Raw genomic sequence first — 24,103 nt, 5'->3', positions numbered from 1 at the left:
ATGCTAAAGCGTTCCTGAAAATGCTGTCCTCATGCTCATGCCCTGGCGCCAGCCGGGTGCGGCGACGGCCCTTATGGGCGGGAAAGGCGCTTAGCCATGTCGTCGAACAATGGCGCCTTGTCCTCGGTCTTCTTCTGCGCTGCAGGCTTGGCTTCCTTGGCTGGCTGCGCGTTCTGCTTGATCGGGGTGACCTTCGAGTCCGATCGGCCTGCCGCGATGCCTTCGGCGCGGGCTCGGGCCAGCGCGTCCTGGTGATCCTGTTCCAGGACCGATAGGCGTTCTTCCTCGGCGGTCTTGGTGTCGGTCAGCGCAGCGTTGTAGCCATCATCATAAGCGACGCCGTACTTCTCGGCGTTTTCCCGCTCTTCGTTGTATTCCAGCTCAGCGCGCAGCTTCGCGGCTTCGGACTTCTTCTGGTACATGTGCACAGTCAGGTGGGTGATGGCCAGCAAGACGATTGGCGGCATGGCGGCAACCAGCGCGGAAACCAGCGGCGGCACTCCGTTTTCGATCGAGTCCACGGTCAAGATTGCGTGGGTGGAGTTCGCCGCGGTGGAAACGATCGCACCGAAGAACAGCAGCGACCACGGGTAGATCATGGCCTTGCGATGGAAGCCGTTCAGGGCCACGATGGCCACGGTGGCGGCCACGATCATGCCGTCAATGATGATTGGCCAGATCCAGGCCAGGCGCGGGCTGATGCCCGAGCGCTCGGCCAGGTCGGTCAATGCAGCGAACGAGAGCACGAATGCGCCGATGGCAATGAGGACCGTCGCGCCTACGGCCGTGCCTAGGACGGCGCGGTGCGGTTCGGCCGGGACCTCTGGTTTGTTATCTTCCATGCTGCTGAGCAGACCTAACTTTTTGGGAATTATCGGTATGTCTTCAAACGCGAGTTTGCTGGACCGCACCCGAGGCGCAGACCACCGCGTTCCATTTTAGCGTGCGCCTTGCGGTGCTGGGGTGCCTTGGCTCAAAGGGCGCGACGGTCGATGAAACCGGTACCGCTGATTTTTCCGGCCAGTCCCCGGTGATTCGCCTCGAAGATGAAGTAGAAGGCGCTGATCGCGATATAGATCACAACGAGCATGTTCAGCAGCGGGTAGGGCGTGAAGTCGACCATGCTGGTGGAAATCTGGAAGAGGAAGTTAATCCCGCCAAATCCGAGCAGGCTGCGCAGCAAGGCCCGGCCGGCCGGAGCCGGTTGCCCCTGCCCGTCGGTGAGCATCAGCCAGGCGCAGCGCTGGCCGAGGGTGGCCCGTCCCGGCGCCAGGCTCGGCATCCAGAAGACGCAGAAGACCACGAACAGCGGAAGCCAGAAGTTCATCCACTGTTGGCCGAACTCCGGAGCACCCAAACGCTCCAGCAGTTCCAGGGCAGCACCGATGACAAGGAGCGCTCCGGCGGTGAAGCCTGCATCGAAGATGTTGGCCAGTGCACGGCGGGCGCGGGTCACCGGCCGCGCCGGCGCATTGGCCGCGTCCGCTTCCACCGGGCCGGACAGGAAGCGGAACATCGGCAGGTAGGCGATCATCGCGCCCAGCAGCGCGCCGGCAGTATTAGTGATCAGGTCATCGACGTCGGCCACGCGGTAGGCGCAGGTGTACAACCCCCAAATAGCGGTGTACTGGGTCAGCTCGATGGCCAGCGAGGCCGCGAAGCCGAGCAGGACACCGGTGAAGATGTTGCCGCGCAGCCAGCGCACGGCCAAGATGCCCAGGGGCATGAACAAGATGATGTTGAACAGCACCTGCCACAGGGTGAAGCTGGTGGCGAATCCGCTCAGCCCGCGTTCCACGATGGCCAGCCTGAAATCATCGACGAAACGGCCGGGCACCAGTTGCGGGATGGCCACCCCGGGACGGCAGAATTCGTCGCGCGTGGACGGCAGCGGAAGCATGGTGTAGCTGAACAGGCCGAATCCGTAGACGGCTGCGGTTGTGGTGGTGATGGTGCGGCGCCAGGACAACCGTCCATGCCGGCGGTATTGCACGGCCAGCAGGAAAACGCCGGCGGACGCCAAGAAGAGGGCGCCGCCGAGAATGGCGATTGCCGCTGGCCAGAACATTGTTTGCATATTTCTATCTAAGCGGAATATACCGGGAGAAAGCTGGGCTGCAGAATGTGACCTTGGCTATGCTTTCGGCCCGCGCAGCACTTGCCTCGTTCTGGCATCGGCAGTGAAGAGGCCGATGAACAAGCCCGCTACAAGCACGCCAGCCAGGGTCTTCATCACCCAGGCCGAGTGCCACTGCTCGATGGAGAGCTGGTCGACGAAAACCGCCACCAGGATCAGGCTGGATGCATAGATCATCAGCTTTTCCGATCCCCCGGACACCTTGTGCGAAATGGCGAACAGCGCCATCAACCACAGGATGTACCAAGGCTGGATAATCGGAGCCAGCAGCACCACCGCCGAAAGCGCCCACGCCGCTAGGCGGACCGGGCTGGAGGTGTCCTTGGCCAGCGCCAGGAGCGCCACAATGGCCAGCGCGATGACCTGGAACACGCCCACCACGATGGCATTCACCAAGGAGATATCGGCGCCGAATATGCCAGCGAGATTGCTCAGGGACCAGCCGATCAGTCCCACGGGAGCGTACGGGAACGCCGCATCGCCCGCGGTGAACATGGCAAGCAGCCAGCCGAACCAGAGGTTGGTGACCGCACCGATCAAAAGCAGCCAGGTCAGCGAGAGTGCTGCGACCTTGGCCCAGATTTTCCACCTCTCGCGCATCGACGGGCTCCTGCCCAGCAGGACCAAGCCGATAAAAGGCAGCGCCAGCAGCACGATCGGCTTGACCGACACGGCTATGGCCAGCGCCATCGTGGCGGCCATGGGGCGGCGGTCGTAGGCATAGGCGAAGGCGCTGAAGACACCTGCGATCATCAGCGCGTCATTGTGGACGCCGCCGATCATGGTCAGCAGGAACAGCGGATTGCCCACGATGGCCCAGTTGGCCCAGTTGGCGCTCTGCCCCATTTTCTGCGCCAGCTTCGCAGTGAAGTGATAGCAGCCCCAGACACCGAGCACGGCAACGATGCGCAGCAGGCCCACGCCGATTTCGGGAATGCCGTTGGAGGCGAAGTAGATGATGCGGGCGAGCACGAGGAAGAACGGGCCATAGGGCGAGGGCGATTGCGCCCACAGGCTGTCGGATCCGCCATCGAACCAGCCCGGAAGGGCGGACACGCCTTCGGCATACGGGGATTTGCCGGCGTGCAGCATGCGGCCCTGGGCCAGGTAGGAGTAGACGTCGCGGCTGAGGATCGGGAAGCTGAGCATCAGCGGAGCAGACCACATGGCCAGCACGCGGGCCAGTTCCCGCCCGGTGATCTCGCCGGCAGCCTGGACCCATGGCCGGGCCAGGATCCAGGTTCGGGTCAACCAGACAATTCCCACGGCCATCAGCACGATGCAGCTGATGACACCTGGCACTTCGGTTCGGAATTCTATGAAGAAGCCGCTGCGTGCCAGCGGGGACAGCTGGTTGCGCGGGAACCAGCCGATCCCCCAGGAGGCGACGGTGATCATGGCCGAGGCGGTGAATCCTTGCCATGATAGTGACCGCAGGCTAGCGCGCTGCGGTGCCAGCTTCGGCTGCTCCACTGCCACTAGGCTTTCTTGCTCTTCTTCAGCCAGTTGGTCGAGCTGAGCAGATCAGCGCAGATGTTCTTGGTCTTCGGATCGAAGAAGACAAGGTACAGGGCGCAGGCGATGGAGATGCCCCAGGAAATCAATTGGACGCGTGGAACCAGGGAATCCTGCAGGAACTGCCAAACGAAGATCTGGTCAGCGGCCTGGTAGGCCAGGAAGAAGATGGTGGTCAGGTGCAGCCAGAGCATCTGCCAGTCATCGCGCAGGCCGGTAACGGCGAAGAACGGCAGCAGCCACAGGAGGTACCACGGCTGGATCACCGGGGAGAGCACGACAATCGCCGCGAAGGCGATGGCCATGCGCTGCACCAGGTGCGAGTGCTTTCCGCGGAAGATCAAGACGAAGGCGATGGCTACGCCGACCAGGCGGCCGAAGAGCTTGGCCGCGGGCAGGATCCACTCGGTGGACAGCCCGAAGGCGGAGACCAGCCCGCTCAGCGCGATGACCGCAATGCCTACCGGGGAGAAGATGGAGTATCCGGTACCGGTGAAGAGCATGACCTTCAGCCAACCGAACCAGTAGCCGTTGAGCCACCCAACCACGGTCATCAGAGCCAGGAAGATCATGCCGGTGTAGAACCAGTAGAGGATGCGGCGCGGCCAGGCAGCATTAGGCCCTGCCCAGAGCAGGCCGATAAACGGCAGGAGCACCAGGGTGATTGGCTTGACCCCGACCGAGGCCGCCAGCACCACGATGGCCCAGAAGCCGTAGCGCTTGCATGCCAGGTAGACGGCCCAGACCGACAGGCCGGTCATCAGGGCATCGTTGTGCGCACTGGCCACAAAGTTCACCAGGAACAGCGGGTTCGCCACGGTCATCCAGGCGGCTTTGGCCCCGGAGACACCGTGCAGTTCGGCAAGCTTGGGCACGTAGCGCAGGCAGAGCAGCACGCCGATGAATGCAATGGCGCGGAAGGCCAGGATCGCCGCGTCGGTCGAAGGGCCGGTCAGCTTGACCACGAGGAATTCGATGCTCAGGTAGAGCGGGCCGTAGGGGGTGCCGTCCTGCGCCCACATGGTGTCGGCACCGAGCTGGAACCAGTTATTCAGCGAGGATATTCCGTCAACATAAGGATCCTGCCCGGCATCCACCAGCCGGCCTTGGCCGATGTAGGCGAACACGTCCCGGCTCATGATCGGCAGGGTGACGAACATCGGGATGCTCCACAGCCAGACCGCGCGGCGGACCACCTTCAACGAACCTTCGCCCCAGCCCTTGAGCTTCTGGCCCAGGCGCCACCAGGAACGGAAGAGGACCCAGCAACCCAGGGCCAGCAGGATCACGCAGGTGATCACGCCGGCCGGTTCGGTGCGCAGCATGATGAAGAACGGGTCGCGGTTAAGCGGGGATACGCTGGCCAGCCACCCGGTACCGAAGGATCCGAAAAGGATCAGGGAGGAACCGATGACGCCGCTGAGAAGGGTCCTATTCACTCCAGCGTAGGGCGGGGAGCTCACTGCTGCTGGCTTGCTGGCTGACACACTGACACCTCGGGCTGTAACGGACATGAGTTCGAGAGTAATTAAGCCAGCGTCGCATGTGCCGTGCCCTTGCAAGCAGGCAATTCAACAGCCGGAAATCTCAGACGATTTTAGCATCGAGCACGCGTCCAAGCCGGTTGAAACACTGTCCCTCCGCCCTGCGACGAGGGTGCGCTCCCCCACAGCGCTTCTTGAAGTGTAGATTGGTTACGTGGCTAGTAACTCAGAAAAAATTGTATGGATCGATTGCGAAATGACCGGCTTGGATCTGGTTAACGACGCATTGATCGAAGTAGCAGTGCTCATTACCGACTCCGATCTGGAGATCGTCGACGAGGGCATCCAGGTAGTCATCAAGCCCGAGCCGGCAGCTCTGGCGCAGATGGATGATTTCGTTCGCAATATGCATGTGGTTAGCGGCCTGCTGCCCGAGCTGGCGAACGGCATTCCCATGGAGGAAGCCCAGCGCCTGGTGGTCGACTACATCAAGAAGCACGTTCCGGAGCCGAACAAGGCGTTGCTGGGCGGCAACTCGGTGGGCACCGACAAGAACTTCTTGGCACGCGATATGCCCGAGGTCATCGAGCACCTGCACTACCGCATTATCGACGTGTCGACCTTGAAGGAGTTGAGCCGCCGCTGGTTCCCGAAGGCGCACTACGGCGCTCCAGCCAAGACCGGCAACCATCGCGCACTGGGCGACATCCAGGATTCGATCAACGAGCTTCGCTACTACCGCGACGCCATCATGGTTCCGGCGCCGGGACCAACCTCCGATGAGGCCAGGAAGATCGCCGCAGGGATCACCCAAAGCGCCGGCTAGCCGCCAAACGAAGGCCCCGGCGCATTGGTGATGCACTGCACAGTACCCCAGGGGCCTTCCGATTGGCATCAAGCGCGGAATTGTGTGTATAGTATTTCTCGTTGCCAGATACGGAATTGGTTCGCAAAAGCGTTCTGACTAGTAACGAAGCAAACATGGTGGGTATAGCTCAGTCGGTAGAGCGTCTGGTTGTGGTCCAGAAGGTCGCGGGTTCAAACCCCGTTACTCACCCCAGAGACAAAGACTCGATCCAGAGCGAAAGTTCCGGATCGAGTCTTTTGCTTTACCCGCACGCCTGGCACCGGCAGGTGCGTTTTTCGTTACGACCGCGGAGGCAGCGACAACTGCGTTCTCTCCGATCGTGACGCCGGAAAGCAGGGTCGCGTTCGCGCCAATCCAGACGTTGCGCCCTAAGATCACTGGAGCCGGAATAGTATCCGCCCACCGAGCAGGATCATGATCGTGTTTGAGTGCAGCCACAACAACGTTGTGCCCGATCAAGCACTCATCCCCGCTACGGGTACCGCCTTGGTCATGGAATTTGCGGCCAGCATTGATCAAGACGCTCGTCCCCAGTTCGATAGTGCGTCCAAATTCCGGGTTGAACGGCTCGAATAGCACCACTGACTCGTCAACGTCCATGCCGGTCAACTGCCGCAGCAAATCCCGTACTTGCCCTTTGCTGCGGTAGCCGTTGGCCGGCTCCGCGCAAATGCGCAGCTCGTCCTGGCTAGTGCGATGCATGAGCGCATGCAGCTGCGAACCGGCGGTAATTCCCTGGCCGGCGTGCAAGGCTTCTCAAAGATCACCAATATCCAAGAATTCCCTCATTATCCATTCTTCACAGTGGCTCGAACCATATCGCCCCTGGACCCGCGGCAAAGCCTTTCCCTCAGGTTCTGCAAGCAAAGGGATGATCACCGCACAGGGATTCATCTCATGAGGCAGCTCAGCGGCGAGCAACAGCCCCACGGCCATGAATAATGAGCATCCCGTCACAATCCCGGAGATGGCGCCATGCGAATTGGTATTTCCGGCCTGGATACGTGTATAGTATTTCTCGTTGCCCGGTACGAAATCATGAGCACTACAGCTTCTGACTAGTAACGAAGTAGACATGGTGGGTATAGCTCAGTCGGTAGAGCGTCTGGTTGTGGTCCAGAAGGTCGCGGGTTCAAACCCCGTTACTCACCCCAGATCGAAAGACCTGGTTCGGAATGAAAATTCCGAACCAGGTCTTTTCTCGTTTCCGACGCCTTGAAGCGCAATCGGCAAGGCACCGGGCCTCGTTGATTCCAGACCGAACACCCGGAATCCAGAGGCACACACCGCCAGTCCCCGCCAGCGAATCCGCCTCGGCGTTCAGCATCGCGCCGCTAGCCGCCAACCCGCCTTCACCGCCGGCAATGGCCACCGCATGGAACCACCAGATGCCCAGGCACCCTGCCGACGCCGAAAAGATCGCTTCCATGGCACAGGTCGGGCGCCTCGACGCGATCGCACGCAACCCTGCCAGCAGTCTCGAAACAAACAGATTCCATTAAGCGGCAACCGGGTCGATTTCGCGTGGAGCGATCCGCAACCCGCGGGACGGCTCCAGGGTTGCATCATTGGCACTGCGCGCCCCTGCACAACGGGCCGCTTGCCTCCACTAGGCCCCGATCCGAATTATCGTTGGTTCCGGTGAAGCCAACGCCATTACGCGCGGATGCGAGCTGCAGATTCGTCGCCGACAGGACCGGTTGAACATGCGGTTCGAACCTACCGGCGAGCGCAGTGCTGCCCTGATGCGGTGTTAAGTCATATTTCGGTGGCTTGGAACAGGATTCGAAACTATGTTCGAATGCGTTGTGTTTTGGGGTCTATCCCCGTGTTTTTCGAGACTTTTTGCGTTATCTAGTGACTTGAATCGTTGTTTGCCCTGGCGAATAGGCACGAATTGGCTTGAGCAACCATAATGGATGATGTACTTCGGCAAGCCAGTGAGCTTTATGCCTTCGTTCCATCCACCGAAAGGTACTCCCCCTGTGAAACGCGCGCTCTTTGAAGAGGACCACGAGCAGTTCCGTGAATTGGCTACGGAATTCAACGCCCGGGAGATTTCCGGTAAATACGCTCAGTGGGAAAAGGATCATCAGATCCCCCGCGAGGTGTGGCAGTCTGCCGGTGAAAACGGCCTGCTGGGTCTTGCCGTGCCTGAGCAGTTCGGTGGCATGGGCATCGATGATTACCGCTTCCGCGTAGTGCTTGATGAGCAGCTCGTGCGTTCGGGTCACCTGTCCGTAGCATTGGCCTTCCACCTGCACGACGACCTGGTGCTGCCTTACCTGCTCTCCTACGGCTCTGCCGAGCTCAAGGACAAGTGGCTTCCACGCATGGTCGATGGCTCCACCATTACTTCTTGTGCGTTTACCGAGCCTGGCGCTGGGTCTGACCTGCGTGCGGTGCGCACCAAGGCGGTACGCGATGGCGATGACTGGCTGATTAGCGGCCAGAAGACTTTCATCGGCAATGCTGCGTTTGGCGATGCCGCTTTGGTGCTTGCGCGCACCGATGGCGAGAGCGGACGTGCGGGCGAGCAGTCATTCTCGCTGTTCATGGTCGAGCGTTCCGAGGGGTACACCAACGGCAGCCCCTTCGACAAGATCGGGCTGCGGGCTTCTGATACCGCTGAGCTGTTCTTCGACGATGTCCGCGTCTCGTCTGCGGATCTTGTTGGCGAGGCTGGACAGGGCCTGGCCTATGTCAAGGCGCAGCTTCCCCAGGCCCGTCTGGCTATTGCCGTGGCTGCCTCGGCGATCTGCACCGCGTCCTTCGAGCAGGCGCTGGAGCATGCGAAGAACCGCTCTACCTTTGGCCAGGCGCTGACCGAGTACCAGAACACCCGTTTCGAGCTGGCTAACCTGAAGACTGAGGCGCATGTCACCCAAAGCTTCGTGGACCGGGCCGTCCTGGCATTCAACGACGGCGAGCTGGATCCTTCCGAGGCTGCCGAGGTCAAGCTTTGGGCTAGTGAGAGCGCTAAAAAGCTTTCCGATCAGGCATTGCAGCTGCATGGCGGCTATGGCTACATCATGGAGTACCCGATTGCCCAGTCCTTCACTGCCTCCCGCTTGCTGACCATCTTCGGTGGCACAAGCGAGATCATGCGTGAAACTATTGGACGAGCACTCTAAGCACTTTTGAAAGGAACCGATCACGTGCCTATTCGGCAGATCACTGTTTACGGAGAACCTGTACTTCACAAGCGTGCGGTGGAGGTCACCGAGTTTGATGGCGCCTTGCGCGAGCTCGTTGCCGATATGCACCTCACCATGGATGAAGCGCATGGCGTGGGCCTGGCGGCTCCGCAGATCGGTTTGGGCCTGCGCATGTTCACCTACGTCTTCGCGGACCAGGACGATGCTCCCGAGCGGGGCGTAGTGATCAACCCCAAGCTGACGCTTTCAAAGGTGTCGCAGGCTCCTGCGGATGCTGATGACGACTCCGAGGGCTGCTTGTCCGTGCCCGGGCTGAACTACCCGCTGCAGCGTGCCGACTATGCGAAGGTGGAGGGTTTCGACGAGTTCGGCAATCCGATCTCTTTCGAAGCGCACGGCTGGTTCGCGCGCATCATGCAGCACGAGTACGACCACCTTGATGGCTACCTCTACGTGGACAAGTTGCAGCCACGCTGGGAGAAGAAGTGGAAGAAGGCCAAGAAGGCTCTGGGTTGGGGCATGCCTGGCAATACCTGGTTGCCGGGTACCGATGAGGATCCATTCGGCCACTAGGCTTCCCGCCGCCTACCGGGCAGTCTTGAAGTCCAGATACCGCTGATGCAGCGCCGCACCGATTTTGCCGGTGGGCGCTGTTTCTGCGTTCCAGACCTTCGAAGCCCTGCCTTGTTCTAGCCAGAAGGGCAGGAACATGCCGTTCTTGCCGGGCAGGATCTGCGCGGCCATCTGCTCGTAGGCTACCAGCGTGCGATTCGCGTAACCCAGGTAGTACTCGTCAAAGGGACCGAGCAGGCGCAGTGGCAGCCCGGTGGGCTCCATCGCTTCAAGCTCCCGGTGGGCGCGGCTGCCGGCGATGACCCAGTAGCCCTCCCCGCGCTCATCGTTGCCTGCGTCCGCCAGCAAGCCACCGAGTGCTTCTGCGGCGGTTCTCATGGTGGTCAGCGTCTGTCCCGTGTACCAGGCTGCGTCGCGAAGGGTAGCTGGCCCATGCGAGTGCAGGTACCGGCGCAAGAGTTGCGCCAACGGATCTTCTGGTTCCCGGTGACTTGCAATCCATTCATCCACGAGCACGAAGTCCTGCGCGATGAGTTTCGCGTCTTGTGGAATGGGCCCCTGGCAGATCAACCCGTCCAGGACGAGGACCTGCAGGATAACCAGTCCTCGCTGCTGGCCCGTCTCCACTCCATTCTGGTTCAGTGCCTTGAAGAGCGCGGAGCGGCTGGCTTGCCCGTACTCCTGCAGATGCGCGCTGATGATGCCAGCTGCCTGGTCAATGTCCTGGGTGCCGATCTGCAGTCCCCGCATCCGTGTGGCCGAGGAGCGCAAGGTGCGTTCACGTGTTGCGCGAGTCATCCAGCGCGCATCTTCGGCCAAGCAGATATGCAGCGTGCCCCGCATGGTCCATGACCGCATGAGCCGTCCTTCGCTGAAGAGCGCATCGACTTGCTGGCGGGATTCTTGCGCTGCGGAGCGCTGAGCCAGCGCGTAGCGTCCTGCAGCGAAGTCCTGGGACTGGAACGCGAGCATGTGTTCTGCGGCCTGCAGTACGGATTCTGCCGGCTCCAGTAGCAGCTGGCTCGCCATGCGCGCCGCCAGCGTCCGGGTACTGTCTATCAACCAACCTCGATCCAATGCTTGATGGCCTAAAGCCTAGCAGTGCGGGGGCCCAGAGGTGCCCGCGAAGCGGCGCACCTGCAGTCGCCGTTGACGCAGGGGCGGCGCAGGTGGAAACGGACCTCCAAGCCCGGATGCGCGCAAAGGTCGAGACCTGCCTGGACTTTGCTGGAGAGGTGCTGGCCAGGTGCTGGTTCTCGTTGGTGCGCTGGACCCGGGAGGCCCTTTTGGAGGGCGTCGTGCCGCCCGGATGGAATAGCAGAAGGGACCATCCCAGCGCGCAATGCGTTGGGATGGTCCCTTCAGCTGCAAGCAGCGGGGTCCTAGGCAGTGACGGCTTCAGCCTTCACTGCAGGCACTGCAGCCGGGTGGGTGCCGGCCATCGATTCGATGACGCGAACAACTTGGCAGGAGTAGCCGAACTCGTTGTCGTACCAAACGTAGACGACAGCGTTCTTGCCGGACACGATGGTGGCCAGGCCGTCAACGATGCCGGCGCGGCGCGAGCCAACGAAGTCGGTGGAGACAACCTCAGGCGAATCGATGTAGTCGATCTGCTTGTGCAGGCTGGAGGTCAGCGAGGTTTCACGCAGGTAGGCGTTGAGCTCTTCCTTGGTGGTCCCGTTCTCCAGGTTCAGGTTCAAGATCGCCATGGAGACATCCGGGGTCGGTACGCGGATGGCGTTGCCGGTCAGCTTGCCTTCGAACTCCGGCAGGGCCTTGGCCACTGCCTTGGCGGCACCGGTTTCGGTGATCACCATGTTCAGCGCTGCCGAACGGCCGCGGCGCTCGCCCTTGTGGAAGTTGTCGATCAGGTTCTGGTCGTTGGTGAACGAGTGAACGGTCTCGACGTGCCCGTGGGTGACACCGAACTTGTCGTTCAGGGCCTTGAGCACTGGGGTGATGGCGTTGGTGGTGCACGAGGCAGCGGTGACGATCTTGTCTTCTGCGGTGATCCACGAATCGTTGATGCCGTGGACGATGTTCTTCAGATCGCCCTTGCCCGGTGCGGTCAGCAGAACGCGGGAAACGCCCTTGGCGGCCAGGTGCTGGGACAGGCCGGCCTCATCGCGCCAGCGGCCGGTGTTGTCCACCACGATGGCGTTGTCGATGCCGTGTTCGGTGTAGTCGACGGTGGTCGGGTCATTCGAGTAGATGACCTTGATCAGGGTGCCGTTGGCGAGGATCGTGCTGTTTTCCTCGTCGACCGTGATCGAGCCTTCGAAGCGGCCGTGCACCGAGTCGCGGCGCAGCAGCGAAGCGCGCTTGACGATGTCGTCATCCGAGCCCTTGCGGACCACGATGGCGCGCAGGCGCAGGCCGTAGCCGCCACGCTCGATCAGGATGCGGGCCAGCAGGCGTCCGATGCGGCCGAAGCCGTAGAGGACAACGTCCTGGGGTTCAGCGTCGGTTGCGCCGGCCTGGCCAACCTTCTCGCCCAATTCATCGGCCAGGAAGGCGTTCAGATCAGCGGAACCGGATTCCTTGAACTTCTTGTTCACGCGGCCGAGGTCAACTGCTACCGAACCGACGTTCAGGGCCTCGATGGCATCCAGGATGGCCTTGGTGTCGTTCAGGTCGAGCTCTTCGCCATCGATGCGGCGCACTACGCGGTGGGCCTTGATGATGTCGATGGCGGACTGGTTGATCAGCTTGCGGCCGTAGACGGAGGTCACCACATTATTCTTGCGGTACAGACGTCCGATCAGTGGGATCATGGCCTCGGCGAGCTCTTCGCGCCCGCTCCATTCTTGCTGGGCAACGACAGACTGCTGGGTCACAGAAAATCCTTCCAATTCAGCCGACTCGCAGATCCATAAAGTCGGTTGGCACCGTGGGAAGCACCATTGCTTTTGCGGTGGCACGAGGTAACAGGATCATCCTCGTAAGTACATGATCCATTCTAGACCGTGCGCAGAAAAACTGAGGATCGGGGACTGTGAATCATCTCACCAGCGCACTAAGGGCTGATGCCGGCGCAATCGCAGGAAGGAAGAGTGTGAATGGGATGGCCGATACGCCGGGTTTTGTCGCGCCGAAGCGGGACGGTCATCTATCTACGACTGCCGTTGCCGGCAGCCTCTAGCGGTCCACCCGACTGCATGGGGCGAACAGCCCTCATAACGCAGTCTGTCTGACCTTGCTCCGAGTGGGGTTTACCTAGCCACCCCAATCACTTGGGGTGCTGGTGGTCTCTTACACCACCGTTTCACCCTTACCAGGAAATCCTGGCGGTCTATTTTCTGTGGCACTAGCCTGCGGGTTACCCCGAGTGGGCGTTACCCACCACCCTGTTCTGCGGAGCCCGGACGTTCCTCGGGGCAATTGCTTGCCACGCGACCGTCTGGCCATCCCATTCACTACCAGTCTAATGCGTTGGGCGTGGGCTGCAGACCACTTCCGAACGCTGATTCGATCACAGCCGGCTTCACCCGAACCGCTGCGCCTCAAGCAACCGCAACCAGATTTCGCTGATCGTCGGATAGGCGGGGACCGCATGCCACAGCCGGTCCAGGCTGACCTCGCCGACGATCGCAATGGTGGCCGCATGCAGCAGTTCCGCGGCATCCTGGCCAGCGAAAGTGGCGCCGACGATCACCGAACGCTCCTCGTCTATCACCAGCTTGGCCCGCCCTGAATACCCGTCGGCGTGCAGGCTCGCCCCGGCCACCGCACCCAGATCGTGCTCGATAACCGAAATCTGCAGGCCGGCGTCGAGGGCCTGGCGTTCGGTCGGTCCGACCGCGGCGATCTGCGGATCGCTGAAGACCACGCGCGGCACCGCATGGTGGTCCGCCGTGGCCGCATGCCTGCCCCAGGGCGCATCGAGAACCCCGGTTCCATTGATCCTCGCGGCAATGGCCTCGCCCGCGGCCCGGGCCTGGTACTTGCCCTGGTGGGTCAGCGGGTTGCGCCCGCTGGCATCTCCTACGGCGTAGAGCCAGTCGGTGCCCGCCACGAGCATCGTGTCATCGACCTGCAGCCGCCGGGACGGGTCCACCCCGAGAGCTTCGAGTCCCAGGTTCCCGATCTCCGGCCGCCGCCCGGTGGAGACCAGCACTTCCTCGGCTTCCACGAGGGATCCTCCGGGCAGCTGGAGGCCGGCTATCCCGTGCTCATCGCGGTGGACCTGCAACGGCGTGGTGTCCTGGTGCACCACTACCCCAGCCTCGGCCAGCGACTGGGCCACCAGCTCGCCGGCGAACGGCTCTTCGCGGCCCAACAACGACCCGCGGGCAAGGATGGTGACCTTGGACCCGAGGGAGGCGAAAGCGAAGGCCAGCTCCACCCCGGCAACTCCGCCACCGATGATGGCCAGCCTCGGCGGAATCGCCTTGGCCGCAGTGGCCTCCCGGGTGCCCCACGGCCTGGCTTTAGCCAAACCCTCGATCCCAGGCAGAACCGGAGTGGATCCGGTGGCCAGGACTACGGCCCGGGCCGAGTACTCGCGATCCGCCACCTGCACCAGGCCGCGCCCGGAAAGCCGCGCCCGGCCGCGGATCAACTCGATGCCCGCCGAGCGCAGCCACCGTTCCTGCCCGGCATCATCCCAGTTGCTGGTGAAGGCGTCCCTCCGCGCGAGCACCGCCTCGGGATCCAGCGCACCAGTCACCGCTTCGCGGGCCCCGGGAACCCGGCGTGCCGCGCGCAGCGCATCGCCGCTGCGCAACAGGGCCTTGGAAGGCATGCATGCCCAATACGAGCATTCCCCGCCCACCAGCTCGGATTCGACGATGGCCGCCTTCAGGCCCTGCCGGGTGGCATAGTCGGCGGCGTTCTCCCCGGCCGGCCCGGCGCCGATCACGATCACATCGAAGTCGCAGTGCTGCCCGGAGGCAGTTTGGCTAGCTCTTGAGTTCTGCTGGGGCATGCTCTGTCCTTGCTCTGCGTGAAGCGCTGCTGGGTAGTGGGTTCAGCCTAGCCAGATCTGCTCTGCGGGTACATGCCCTGGGCAGAAGATCAGGTGAACTCCGATAAGCTGGAACGCGTGCTTATTTTGTTGCCGCCTTCCGAAGGCAAGACCGCCCACGCCGAAGGTTCTCCGTTCGAAATCGAGGACCTGTCTTTTCCGGAGCTTTCCGGGGAACGCCGCCTGGTGCTTGACGCCCTGGCTGAAGTCTCAGCCCGCGAAGATGCCATGGACCTGCTGGGAGTCGGAGCCTCGCTGGCCAAGGAAGTAGCGCGGAATATCAATCTGCACACCGAGCCCGCAGCCAAGGCGCACGATATCTACTCGGGGGTGCTCTTCGAGGCCCTGGACTACGCGAACCTGGATGAAGCAGCGCAGCAGCGCGCCGATGAATCCATCATCGTGGTCTCCGCCCTGTGGGGTGCCGTGCGTTTTGGCGATCGCATTCCGCCCTACCGCTTATCCATGTCGGTCAAGCTCGAGCCGCTGGGCAAGCTGGCCACCTGGTGGAAGAAGCGCCTGGCTCCGGTGCTGGATGCGGTGGCCGGCGACCAGCTGATCGTGGACGCGCGATCGAGCACCTATGCGGCCGCCTACAAGCCGGCCAATGGCAACACCGTTGCGGTCAACGTCTTCCAGATGCGCAATGGGGTCCCGAAGGTGGTCTCGCACTTTGCCAAGCACACCCGCGGAGAGGTCGCCGGTTTCCTGGTCCAGCAACCGGTCGCACCGGAAAACCCTGGAGAATTGCTCGAGCTGGTCCAGACCAAGTGGGAAGCGTCCCTCGTCGAAGACAAGAAGGGCTTGGCGCTGAACATCCTGCTGCCGGAGGACCACCAGTTCACCACAGTGAATTAGCGTCCTTGGGCAAGTCGCCGAAGGCGGCTGGTGCCCTGCCGATGAAGCGTGCTGGCATGGCTAATGCGGCTTCGTCAAAGCGCTGCGACTAGTTCAATCTCGAATCCGGCAGCATCTTCCAAATACGCCGCGTAGTGCTTTGGTCCCCCGGCGTACGGGTGCAGCTCCGGAAACATCAGGGTGAATCCGTGATCCAGCGCCTGGGAAGCCAACGTTTCCACCGCCTGCCTGGTGCCAGCATGGAAAGCCAAATGATTCAGCCCGGGAGTCAGGCGGTCATGCCGTTGCTTTTTGGCATCCGGTCCGGATTCCAGGACTACATAGAATCCGTCGCGGGCATAGCTGACGCCATCAGCCCATTGGGAATCCACCACATAGCCAAGGCGAGTGAGCAGCCAGCCCAGGGAAGCTGTACTGGCTGCCAAATCCTCAACCCATATTTCCAGATGATGCAGCATGGAACTCACTGACTAAGGAGTCAGCACGAAGTCCCATGGATCGGAATTAACTTGGGAAACCTCGATCTCCACGGTGTGCCCAAGATCGTTGAGCACGTTGCCCAAGGCGCGGGCACCAGCCGACAGCCAGACCCATTCCGAAGCGAAGTGGGAGACATCGATCAGGTAAGGGAACCCGCCGTTGGCAGCTTCGCGTGCCTCGCTTGCCGGGTGGTGGCGCAGATCAGCAGTCACGTAGACATCGGCCTGGTGCGAGCGCACCGCGTCAAACAGGGAATCGCCGGCACCGCCGCAGAGGGCGACCTTCCGGATGATGCCCGTTCGATCTCCGGCGACACGTACACCGCCAGCCACCGCTGGGAGCACGGTGTAAACGCGTTCAGCGAAATCCTCGAGCTTCATCGGCTTCTCCAAGAAGCCCACCCGCCCCAAGCCTTCTTCTGGCAGTCCGTCCTTGGACTCGATCAACGGCACGCAGTCCTTCAGCCCGAAGGCATCGGCGAGAGCATCGTTGACTCCCCCGATGGCGCTGTCGGCATTGGTGTGCGCCGTAAGCAATGCGGTTCCGGATTCGATCAGGCGGTGAATGGCTTCGCCCTTGAAATTGGTGCCGGCAACCTGGGTGACTCCGCGCAGGAGCAACGGGTGGTGAGTGATCAGCAGATCGGCCCCACGCTCGATTGCATCCTCGATCACCTCCAGCGTTGGATCAACAGCCATCACGATCTTGGAAATCTGCTGGCTTGTACGTCCGGTCACCAAGCCAACGGCATCCCAATCTTCGGCCAATGATTTTGGCCAAAGTTCCTCAGCTGCTTCAAGGACGTTACCCAAGGTGGTCTGCGGAACCGAGGTGTCTTCCACCGGTTGCTCAGGCGTTTCTCCGGTAACGGGCTTGAGCGTCGAGGCATCCAGGGAATCGCTGCTCTTCCCCAGGTCTTGCGAGTTATCTGCCTTGCTCTGCATACCCACCACCCTACGCGGTGGGCATGGGGATGGAACAGAATGCAACGCCGCAACGTTGTGAACTGTGTGAGTATTCCCAGCCTTCAGTCCCCTCATCAATTCAGCCCGTTCCTGGACGTCCAGGACACCAAGTTGAGCACCTTCGTACTAGCCGGCGGTTGCTTCTGGTGCTTGGATGCCGTGTACCAGCGAACGCGTGGCGTCCACGCCGTGATTTCCGGATACATCGGTGGCCACACCAAGGATCCGACCTACCGCGAAGTCTGCAGCGGCACCACCGGCCATGCCGAAGGTGTCGCCGTGATCTTTGATCCGCAAGTGGTTCCGGCCGAAGTCATCTTGGACATGTTCTTTACCGTGCACGACCCGACCACGCTGAACCGCCAGGGCTACGACGTCGGTACGCAGTACCGCTCGGCGATGTTCCCGCTCGATGACCAGCAGCGTGGCCTCTTCCAGGACGCCATCGAGAAGTTCTCGCGCGTATACCCCAATCCGATCGTCACTACGCTCGAAGAGTCCAAAGATTTCTATCCTGCCGAGCAAATCCACCAGGATTATTACTCCGAAAACCAGGAAGTCGGCTATTGCCGCGTGATTATCGATCCAAAGATCGCAAAAGTCAGGAAATATTACGCTCAATGGCTAAACGAAGCCTAGTCGCGCTTTTGGCCTACTAGGGTTAGTTGTGAACCTCATAGGTCTCCGGCGGTTACGCCAGATTCCGGCAATTATTTCGCCGCAACCAACTGCGGCCGCATAGAGTCACGTAAGGATTGCATACAAGATGGGCAAGATCTACAACAACGTCACCGAAGTCGTCGGCAACACCCCGCTGGTGAAGCTGAACCGCGTCGGCGAGGGCCTGCCAGGGAACATCGCTGTGAAGCTGGAATTCTACAACCCGGCGAACTCCGTCAAGGACCGCATCGGCGTGGCCATCGTTGATGCAGCCGAGGCCTCTGGTGCGTTGAAGCCAGGCGGCACCATCGTTGAGGGCACTTCGGGCAACACCGGCATCGCACTGGCGATGGTCGGTGCGGCCCGCGGCTACAAGGTCATCTTGACCATGCCTGAAACCATGTCCACCGAGCGCCGTGTGATGCTGCGCGCTTTCGGCGCCGAGATCGTGCTGACCCCGGGCGCCGACGGCATGCGCGGGGCCGTGGAGAAGGCCAAGGAAATTGTTGCGACTTCCGAGAACGCTATCTGGGCGCAGCAGTTCGCCAACACCGCGAACCCGCAGGTCCACGCAGAGACCACCGGTCCGGAGATCTGGTCTGATACCGAAGGCAAGATCGATGTCCTGGTTGCCGGCATCGGTACCGGTGGCACTATCACCGGTGCAGGCCGCTACCTGAAGGAAAAGAACCCAAACCTGAAGATCGTGGCCGTTGAGCCCAAGGATTCCCCGATCCTCAATGGCGGAAAGCCCGGCCCTCACAAGATCCAGGGATTGGGAGCGAATTTCATCCCCGAGGTGCTCGACACCGAGCTCTACGACGAAGTCCTGGATGCCAGCATCGAGGATTCGGTATCGACCGCTCGCGCGCTGGGCGTCAAGGAAGGTATCCTCGGCGGCATCTCTGCTGGCGCAGCCGTTTGGGGTGCGGTACAGATCGCCGCGCGTGAAGAAAACGCCGGCAAGCAGATCGTTGCGATCATCCCTGACTTTGGTGAACGCTACATCTCCACCCTGCTCTTCGACGACATCCGCGGCTAAGTAAATTTGCAGAAGCAGAATAAATCGGCGCGAGCCACTGTTGGGTCTATAGAGAGACCTGTATCGGTGCAGCTCGCGCCGATTTGCTGTGCGACATCTGCGGATTGTCCCCGAGCGAACCGCAACCCCTAAGGTAGTATTCATGAGTTTTTTCTCCCGCCTGCGTGAGGATTTGGCCAACGCACGCCAGCACGATCCGGCAGCGCGAAGCGATCCTGAAAACTTCTTCGTGTATTCCGGACTGCACGCGATCTGGCTGCACCGGTTGGCCCACAAGATGTGGCAGAACCCCTCGCTGAAGTGGCCAGCGCGTTTGCTATCCCAGGCGAACCGCGCCCTGACCGGGATCGAGATCCATCCCGGCGCCACCATTGGGCGCCGCTTCTTCATCGACCACGGCATGGGCATCGTCATTGGCGAGACTGCCGAAATCGGCGATGACGTCATGCTGTACCACGGGGTGACCCTCGGCGGCCGTTCACTGGCCAAGGTCAAGCGCCACCCGACCATCGGTGACCGCGTGGTCATCGGTGCCGGGGCCAAGGTGCTCGGCCCGATCGTGATCGGCGCGGATTCCGCCATCGGCGCGAACGCCGTGGTCGTCAAGGATGCCCCCGAAGGCTCGATTGTCACCGGAATCCCCGCACAGAACCGTCCGCGCAGGCCCGAAGAACGCAAGCCTGCAGTAGACCCGGCCGAGTACATCGACCCGGCCATGTGGATCTAGTTCTATTTCTCCTGCCACTGCGGCAAAGCAAACCCGCCCAGCACACGGACCGGCCACGGTCCGCCTGCTGGGCGGGTTTTCGCTTTCGCCCCGATCCTTGCGGGCAAAGCAAAACATCGATGCCCGGTACCACTGCGAGTCTGGTACCGGGCATCGATGCCTATGCGAGTGATGGAAGCCGTTTAGGCCAGCTTGTGGTCCGCAGCTTCGGTGCCATCGGCAAGCTCTACGACCTCGTCCTCAGGATCCTGGGGCTGGGCGCCGAGCTTGCCACGGGTCAGCTTGTGCATGATCATGGCCAGCGCGCCGTCACCGGTCACGTTGGTTGCGGTGCCGAAGCTATCCAGGGCAATGTAGGCTGCGAACATCAGGCCGACTTCGACCTCGCCGAAGCCCAGCATCTGTGCGAGCAGTCCGGCAGCGGCGGCGATAGCGCCACCTGGCACGCCTGGTGCCGCAATCATCATGACGCCGAGCATCAGGATGAATGGGAAGTAGGCGCCGAAGGAAACGTCGCCACCGGTCAGCAGCAGCACCGCGATGGAGAAGCAGGTGATCTTGACCATCGAGCCTGAAAGGTGGATGGTGGCGCACAGCGGAACGACGAAGCCGGCTACCGTGTCGGAAACACCATTCTTCTTGGCTGATTCCAGCGTCACCGGAATGGTTGCAGCCGAGGATGAGGTACCCAAGGCGGTGAAGTAGGCATTGCGCATGCCCCACAGTGCAGCCAGCGGGTTGCGCTTGTTCATCGCCCCAGCGATGGAGTACTGCACCAGCAGGACAACCAGGGTCAGTGCGAAGGAGACCACGGCGACGAAGAGGAACTTCTGCACCACGGTGACGGCGTCCCCGGCAGCGGACAGATCCAGGAAGATTCCGAAGATGAACAGCGGCAACGCTGGAACAATCACACGGCGGATCACCATCTCGATAATGCTGCGGAACTCCACTGTCCCACGGAAGATCACGGTGGATCGGAAGGCCGTCAGGCCCAGGCCCAGCATGAATGCCAGTACCAGTGCAGTCATGACGCCCATCAGCGGAGTCAGCACGATTTCGGTTGCCGCTTCGCCCGCACTGCCGACCAGGGAAATATACGGTTCGAAACCTGATCCTTCGCCTGCGCCAACTTCCTCGACGCCACCGCCGGAAAGCGACTTGGTGAATAGCCAACGGCTCACGAAGTACGCGAGCAGTCCCGCGCACAGGGTGGAGGCGTAGGCGATAACCGCGGTGATGCCCAACCACTTTCCTGCGCCCTTGCCGAGTTCAGCGATAGCCGGTGCCACCAAGCCGAAGATGATCAACGGCACGATGAACCCAAGGAATCCGGAGAAGATCGAGTTGTAGGTCAGGAATACGCTTCCTAGCCACACCGGCATAACCGGGCCAAGCAGAATACCCAGCAGGATGGCAACGAGCACCCAGCCAAGCAGTGGGATAGATTTCAGCAGCTTCATGAATGTCCTTTAAACGGTTAGGGATCGGAGCGCACTGTTGGACGGGCCACAAGTGTGTCGTGGCGCACGCCTCAATCATGATAGACGTAATTTTTGTTACACCGAAATCCTGTGAATGGATTGAGTGTTACGAGAATACGCCCTTCTGCCGAATATTCTCTACCGTAAATCGCAACACGCTCAATCAGGTTCGATCTCTGGTGCAGCAGGGGTTCGTGAGTTGAATATTCGGCGATTTTAACGGCAGCAGGGCGGGTCTGCCCCATTAAGCAGTCCCGCCCTGGCTTGGATTCATTGATTATTCGAAGTTCGCTTCGACCACGCCTTGTTCTTGGCCCTGGCCCACCACCTGGCTTTGCACGCGGAGGTTGAGCACGGATCCGTCATCGGCATTTTCATAACTCACGAAGACCGAACCGGCTCCGGCATCGCTGCCCGTTTGCGACCAGTTCGGTCCGCCCGCCGCCGAATGCCCGGTGAGCAAGGCGACCACCTGATCGGTGGCCAGCTGTTGCATCTGCGCTTCATTTCCATTGCCCCAAGCGACGACCAGGGCATCTGCATACTCGGTAGCGCTCGATGGGAGCTTGCCCAGCTCTTGGCCTCCGACAGTTCCAGATTGCTCCGACTCCCCGGCATCCCCGGGAGAGGATGCCGTTGGCGATGCGGACTGCGTTGGGCTGGCTTCAGGAGTTGACGGCTCCTGGCTTGCGGTGCCACCTGCCGTGCTGCCGCAACCGGCGAGCGCAAGGCACCCGGCCAGCGCCGCCACCGAACTGAGCTTGAGTAGTTTCCTAGGTGCGTCCGGCATGGATTTCTCCGCTCTCGCAGGGGGTCGCTGATTCCTTGTGGGTTCGATACTCCACCGGAATCGGCAGCGTTTGCAAGTCCGCTGTCCTATGGCAGGTGTCGGTTGGGGCATTTCTCAGTAGGCTAGGGGCATGAGCCAGCACCCTGCCGATAGCCATGACACCATTCGAGTACGCCAAGCCCGGGAAAACAACTTGCGAGGTGTTGACGTCGATATTCCAAAACGGCGCATTACCGCGTTTACCGGTGTTTCCGGTTCGGGCAAGTCCTCCCTGGTGTTCGGCACGATTGCCGCAGAGTCCCAGCGCCTGATCAATGAAACGTATACGACCTTCATCCAGAGCTTCATGCCCTCGATGCCCCGGCCTGACGTAGAAGTGCTGGAAAACCTCTCGACGGCCATCGTGGTCGACCAGGAACGCATGGGTGCGAATTCGCGTTCTACCGTGGGCACGGCGACCGATGCCTATTCGCTCTTGCGCGTTCTGTATTCGCGTTATTCCACTCCGAGCGCCGGCGGCGCTGGCGCGTACTCGTTTAATCTCGGCCAGGGCGCGTGCCCGGTGTGCGAGGGTTTCGGCACCGAGGCGAGCATCGACCTTGATGAGCTGCTGGATTGGGACAAGACACTGAACGAGGGAGCCATCAAGGCGCCGAACTTTGCCCCGGATTCCTGGCTGTGGCAGACGCTGACTGCCGGCACGCAGGCAGATCTGGACATGAAGCTCAGGGACATGCCCAGTGCCATGCTTGACCGCTTGCTCCACGAAGAAGCAGGCAAAGTCAAGCTCAATGGGGCCAACATGAGCTACTCCGGTCTGGTCACGCGCATCAAGTCCAATTACATCCATTCGGGCAGGGAGATCAAGCAAGCCCATATTCGTGCCTGGATCGAACGCATCTCCACCACCGCACCGTGCTCTGCCTGCGCCGGATCACGGCTCAGCCAGGCCGCTCGCGCTTCGAAGATCAATTCCTTGGGAATTGCGGACATGACTGCCCTGCAGGTTTCCGAGCTGCTCGAAACCCTGGAGAAGATCCAGATCCCGGATGCCGCGCCACTGACCACCAATTTGAAAGCAGTACTCAAATCCATGGTGGATTTGGGGTTGGGATACCTTTCGCTCGACCGTCCGGCTGGGACGCTTTCGGGCGGCGAAGCCCAGCGCGTGAAGATGATCCGGCATCTTGGATCATCGCTCAGTGATGTCACGTATGTCTTCGACGAGCCCACCGTTGGATTGCATCCCCATGACATCCAGCGGATGAACGGGTTGCTGGCTAGCCTTCGGGACAAGGGCAATACCGTGCTGGTGGTGGAGCACAAGCCAGAGGTCATTGGCATCGCGGACCACGTGATCGACTTGGGCCCGGGCGCTGGTACCCATGGCGGCACCATTTGCTACAGCGGTCCAGTGGACGGCCTGCTGTCCAGCGATACGCTGACCGGAAAGCACTTCACCACGCGTGCTGCGCTCAATGCGAACCCGCGCGAGGCACAGGGGTCCATGCAAGTGCGCAGTGCCTCCTTGCACAACCTGAAGAATGTTTCCGTGGATATCCCTACCGGCGTGATGTGCGCAATCACCGGTGTCGCCGGTTCCGGCAAATCCACGCTGATCCATTCGACAATCGCCAAACGTGATGACGTGGCGGTGGTGGACCAAACCGCCATCCGAGGCTCCCGGCGTTCGAACCCGGCCACCTATACCGGGATCATGGATCCGATCCGTGCGGCATTTGCGAAAGCCAACGGCGTGAAGCCTGCCCTGTTCAGCGCCAATTCGGCCGGAGCGTGCCCGGGGTGCAGCGGTGTCGGATACACCTATACGGATTTGGCTTCCATGGCTGGAGTGGCCCTGCCTTGCGAGCAGTGCGGCGGCAAGCGATTCACCGCTGATGTGCTGGAATACACCCTGGATGGGTTGAACATTGCCGAAGTCCTGGACTTGAGCATGGAAGAAGCATTGGAGCAGCTCAAAGTGCCCAAGGCGAAGGCCGTGCTTGCGCGGCTGAACCAGGTGGGGCTGGGATACCTGAAACTGGGACAACGGCTGAACACGCTTTCTGGGGGCGAACGGCAGCGAATCAAGCTGGCTATCCATTTGGGCCAGGGCGCAGGTACCTACATCCTTGACGAGCCAACCACAGGATTGCACATGGCTGACGTGCAGAACCTGCTGCGCCTGCTGGACGAGATGGTCGATGAAGGCAATACCGTCGTGGTCATCGAGCATCATCTGGCGGTGGTTGCCCACTGCGATTGGGTCATTGACTTGGGTCCCGGGGCAGGGCACGAGGGAGGAAGCATTGTCTTCGAAGGGACCCCGGCTGACCTTGCCGCCTCCGGCACGCTGACCGGAGTTCATCTGTCCGACTACATCAAGGGATAGG

The 24,103-nt window shown here is 61.3% G+C and carries 20 protein-coding genes, 2 tRNA genes and 1 other RNA gene; 10 read left to right on the top strand and 13 right to left on the bottom strand.

Features of this window, described 5'->3' with window-relative positions; translation table 11 throughout:
* Positions 1-71 precede the first annotated feature (71 nt).
* The 4 genes from ACWICV_RS02300 to mptB (ACWICV_RS02285) form a co-directional block, all read right to left on the bottom strand.
* Positions 72-842 (bottom strand): DUF2637 domain-containing protein, encoded by a 771-nt coding sequence (locus tag ACWICV_RS02300; RefSeq protein WP_402473018.1) that lies wholly within the window; start codon positions 840-842, stop codon positions 72-74.
* A gap of 131 nt (positions 843-973) precedes the next feature.
* The gene (locus tag ACWICV_RS02295) at positions 974-2,077 is read right to left on the bottom strand and encodes a VanZ family protein (protein WP_454090799.1); all 1,104 of its coding nucleotides are present in this window, start codon (positions 2,075-2,077) and stop codon (positions 974-976) included.
* A gap of 57 nt (positions 2,078-2,134) precedes the next feature.
* Complete coding sequence (gene mptB, locus ACWICV_RS02290) at positions 2,135-3,610, bottom strand: polyprenol phosphomannose-dependent alpha 1,6 mannosyltransferase MptB (protein ID WP_454090800.1); 1,476 nt, start codon at positions 3,608-3,610, stop codon at positions 2,135-2,137.
* Between the two features lie 5 nt (positions 3,611-3,615).
* Positions 3,616-5,115 carry a polyprenol phosphomannose-dependent alpha 1,6 mannosyltransferase MptB gene (gene mptB, locus ACWICV_RS02285; RefSeq protein ID WP_454132867.1) on the bottom strand — a complete coding sequence of 500 codons (1,500 nt, stop codon included), beginning with the start codon at positions 5,113-5,115 and terminating at the stop codon, positions 3,616-3,618.
* Between the two features lie 235 nt (positions 5,116-5,350).
* On the opposite strand from mptB (ACWICV_RS02285), the gene orn reads away from it, so the two are divergent.
* Both orn and ACWICV_RS02275 read left to right on the top strand, forming a co-directional pair.
* A complete protein-coding gene (gene orn / locus ACWICV_RS02280) occupies positions 5,351-5,962 on the top strand; it encodes an oligoribonuclease (protein WP_365946117.1) in 612 nt (203 codons plus the stop codon).
* 158 nt (positions 5,963-6,120) lie between these two features.
* Positions 6,121-6,196, top strand: a tRNA-His gene (locus ACWICV_RS02275).
* On the opposite strand, the gene ACWICV_RS02270 is transcribed toward ACWICV_RS02275, so the two are convergent.
* Complete coding sequence (locus ACWICV_RS02270; RefSeq protein WP_454090802.1) at positions 6,185-6,706, bottom strand: acyltransferase; 522 nt, start codon at positions 6,704-6,706, stop codon at positions 6,185-6,187. The two genes, ACWICV_RS02275 and ACWICV_RS02270, sit on opposite strands and share 12 nt — an antisense overlap.
* Before the next feature lie 376 nt (positions 6,707-7,082).
* Between ACWICV_RS02270 and ACWICV_RS02265 the strand changes: the two genes are divergently transcribed.
* From ACWICV_RS02265 to def, 3 genes are all read left to right on the top strand, one after another.
* Positions 7,083-7,158 (top strand) — tRNA-His (locus ACWICV_RS02265).
* Positions 7,159-7,989: 831 nt separating this feature from the next.
* A complete protein-coding gene (locus ACWICV_RS02260) occupies positions 7,990-9,138 on the top strand; it encodes an acyl-CoA dehydrogenase family protein (RefSeq protein ID WP_454090803.1) in 1,149 nt (382 codons plus the stop codon).
* Between the two features lie 24 nt (positions 9,139-9,162).
* The gene (def, locus tag ACWICV_RS02255) at positions 9,163-9,735 is read left to right on the top strand and encodes a peptide deformylase (protein WP_454090804.1); all 573 of its coding nucleotides are present in this window, start codon (positions 9,163-9,165) and stop codon (positions 9,733-9,735) included.
* Positions 9,736-9,747: 12 nt separating this feature from the next.
* Here def and ACWICV_RS02250 read toward each other — a convergent pair whose 3' ends face one another.
* The 4 genes from ACWICV_RS02250 to ACWICV_RS02235 all read right to left on the bottom strand — a co-directional run bounded on the left by ACWICV_RS02250 (position 9,748) and on the right by ACWICV_RS02235 (position 14,665).
* Positions 9,748-10,764 carry a winged helix DNA-binding domain-containing protein gene (locus ACWICV_RS02250; RefSeq protein ID WP_454090805.1) on the bottom strand — a complete coding sequence of 339 codons (1,017 nt, stop codon included), beginning with the start codon at positions 10,762-10,764 and terminating at the stop codon, positions 9,748-9,750.
* 353 nt (positions 10,765-11,117) lie between these two features.
* A complete protein-coding gene (locus ACWICV_RS02245) occupies positions 11,118-12,575 on the bottom strand; it encodes a glyceraldehyde-3-phosphate dehydrogenase (protein ID WP_105657779.1) in 1,458 nt (485 codons plus the stop codon).
* A 219-nt stretch (positions 12,576-12,794) separates the two neighbouring features.
* Positions 12,795-13,150: RNase P RNA component class A (gene rnpB / locus ACWICV_RS02240), an RNA gene on the bottom strand.
* A gap of 72 nt (positions 13,151-13,222) precedes the next feature.
* Positions 13,223-14,665, bottom strand: coding sequence for a dihydrolipoyl dehydrogenase family protein (locus tag ACWICV_RS02235; RefSeq protein WP_454090806.1), 1,443 nt, complete (start codon positions 14,663-14,665; stop codon positions 13,223-13,225).
* A 117-nt stretch (positions 14,666-14,782) separates the two neighbouring features.
* Here ACWICV_RS02235 and ACWICV_RS02230 point away from each other — a divergent pair, with 117 nt between their 5' ends.
* On the top strand, positions 14,783-15,562 hold the full coding sequence (locus tag ACWICV_RS02230) for a YaaA family protein (protein WP_402473004.1): 780 nt from the start codon (positions 14,783-14,785) through the stop codon (positions 15,560-15,562).
* A gap of 74 nt (positions 15,563-15,636) precedes the next feature.
* On the opposite strand, the gene ACWICV_RS02225 is transcribed toward ACWICV_RS02230, so the two are convergent.
* Both ACWICV_RS02225 and ACWICV_RS02220 read right to left on the bottom strand, forming a co-directional pair.
* Positions 15,637-16,020 carry a VOC family protein gene (locus tag ACWICV_RS02225; protein ID WP_454090972.1) on the bottom strand — a complete coding sequence of 128 codons (384 nt, stop codon included), beginning with the start codon at positions 16,018-16,020 and terminating at the stop codon, positions 15,637-15,639.
* Positions 16,021-16,032: 12 nt separating this feature from the next.
* Positions 16,033-16,986 (bottom strand): Nif3-like dinuclear metal center hexameric protein, encoded by a 954-nt coding sequence (locus tag ACWICV_RS02220; protein WP_286172103.1) that lies wholly within the window; start codon positions 16,984-16,986, stop codon positions 16,033-16,035.
* Positions 16,987-17,118: 132 nt separating this feature from the next.
* Between ACWICV_RS02220 and msrA the strand changes: the two genes are divergently transcribed.
* The 3 genes from msrA to epsC all read left to right on the top strand — a co-directional run bounded on the left by msrA (position 17,119) and on the right by epsC (position 19,436).
* Positions 17,119-17,646, top strand: a complete 528-nt coding sequence (msrA, locus tag ACWICV_RS02215) for a peptide-methionine (S)-S-oxide reductase MsrA (protein ID WP_400288964.1) — start codon at positions 17,119-17,121, stop codon at positions 17,644-17,646.
* A gap of 127 nt (positions 17,647-17,773) precedes the next feature.
* Positions 17,774-18,709, top strand: coding sequence for a cysteine synthase A (cysK, locus tag ACWICV_RS02210; RefSeq protein WP_105661227.1), 936 nt, complete (start codon positions 17,774-17,776; stop codon positions 18,707-18,709).
* Between the two features lie 142 nt (positions 18,710-18,851).
* Positions 18,852-19,436, top strand: a complete 585-nt coding sequence (gene epsC, locus ACWICV_RS02205; protein ID WP_105657773.1) for a serine O-acetyltransferase EpsC — start codon at positions 18,852-18,854, stop codon at positions 19,434-19,436.
* A 182-nt stretch (positions 19,437-19,618) separates the two neighbouring features.
* On the opposite strand, the gene ACWICV_RS02200 is transcribed toward epsC, so the two are convergent.
* Positions 19,619-20,899 (bottom strand): dicarboxylate/amino acid:cation symporter, encoded by a 1,281-nt coding sequence (locus ACWICV_RS02200; RefSeq protein WP_400288961.1) that lies wholly within the window; start codon positions 20,897-20,899, stop codon positions 19,619-19,621.
* A 298-nt stretch (positions 20,900-21,197) separates the two neighbouring features.
* Positions 21,198-21,710: a hypothetical protein gene (locus tag ACWICV_RS02195; RefSeq protein ID WP_400288959.1), complete on the bottom strand. Its 513-nt coding sequence runs from the start codon at positions 21,708-21,710 to the stop codon at positions 21,198-21,200.
* A gap of 130 nt (positions 21,711-21,840) precedes the next feature.
* On the opposite strand from ACWICV_RS02195, the gene ACWICV_RS02190 reads away from it, so the two are divergent.
* Positions 21,841-24,102 carry an ATP-binding cassette domain-containing protein gene (locus ACWICV_RS02190; protein WP_454090807.1) on the top strand — a complete coding sequence of 754 codons (2,262 nt, stop codon included), beginning with the start codon at positions 21,841-21,843 and terminating at the stop codon, positions 24,100-24,102.
* Position 24,103 lies beyond the last annotated feature (1 nt).

Source organism: Glutamicibacter sp. NPDC055354 (assembly GCF_053644955.1).
This window is presented reverse-complemented; position numbering and strand designations above follow the sequence as displayed.

Coding starts and splice junctions, on each gene's coding strand:
- ACWICV_RS02300 (WP_402473018.1), bottom strand. CDS start 842: ATGGAAGATAACAAACCAGAGGTCCCGGCCGAACCGCACCGCGCCGTC.
- ACWICV_RS02295 (WP_454090799.1), bottom strand. CDS start 2,077: ATGCAAACAATGTTCTGGCCAGCGGCAATCGCCATTCTCGGCGGCGCC.
- ACWICV_RS02270 (WP_454090802.1), bottom strand. CDS start 6,706: ATGCATCGCACTAGCCAGGACGAGCTGCGCATTTGCGCGGAGCCGGCC.
- ACWICV_RS02250 (WP_454090805.1), bottom strand. CDS start 10,764: ATGGCGAGCCAGCTGCTACTGGAGCCGGCAGAATCCGTACTGCAGGCC.
- ACWICV_RS02235 (WP_454090806.1), bottom strand. CDS start 14,665: ATGCCCCAGCAGAACTCAAGAGCTAGCCAAACTGCCTCCGGGCAGCAC.
- ACWICV_RS02225 (WP_454090972.1), bottom strand. CDS start 16,020: ATGCTGCATCATCTGGAAATATGGGTTGAGGATTTGGCAGCCAGTACA.
- ACWICV_RS02220 (WP_286172103.1), bottom strand. CDS start 16,986: ATGCAGAGCAAGGCAGATAACTCGCAAGACCTGGGGAAGAGCAGCGAT.
- cysK (WP_105661227.1), top strand. CDS start 17,774: ATGGGCAAGATCTACAACAACGTCACCGAAGTCGTCGGCAACACCCCG.
- epsC (WP_105657773.1), top strand. CDS start 18,852: ATGAGTTTTTTCTCCCGCCTGCGTGAGGATTTGGCCAACGCACGCCAG.
- ACWICV_RS02200 (WP_400288961.1), bottom strand. CDS start 20,899: ATGAAGCTGCTGAAATCTATCCCACTGCTTGGCTGGGTGCTCGTTGCC.
- ACWICV_RS02195 (WP_400288959.1), bottom strand. CDS start 21,710: ATGCCGGACGCACCTAGGAAACTACTCAAGCTCAGTTCGGTGGCGGCG.
- ACWICV_RS02190 (WP_454090807.1), top strand. CDS start 21,841: ATGAGCCAGCACCCTGCCGATAGCCATGACACCATTCGAGTACGCCAA.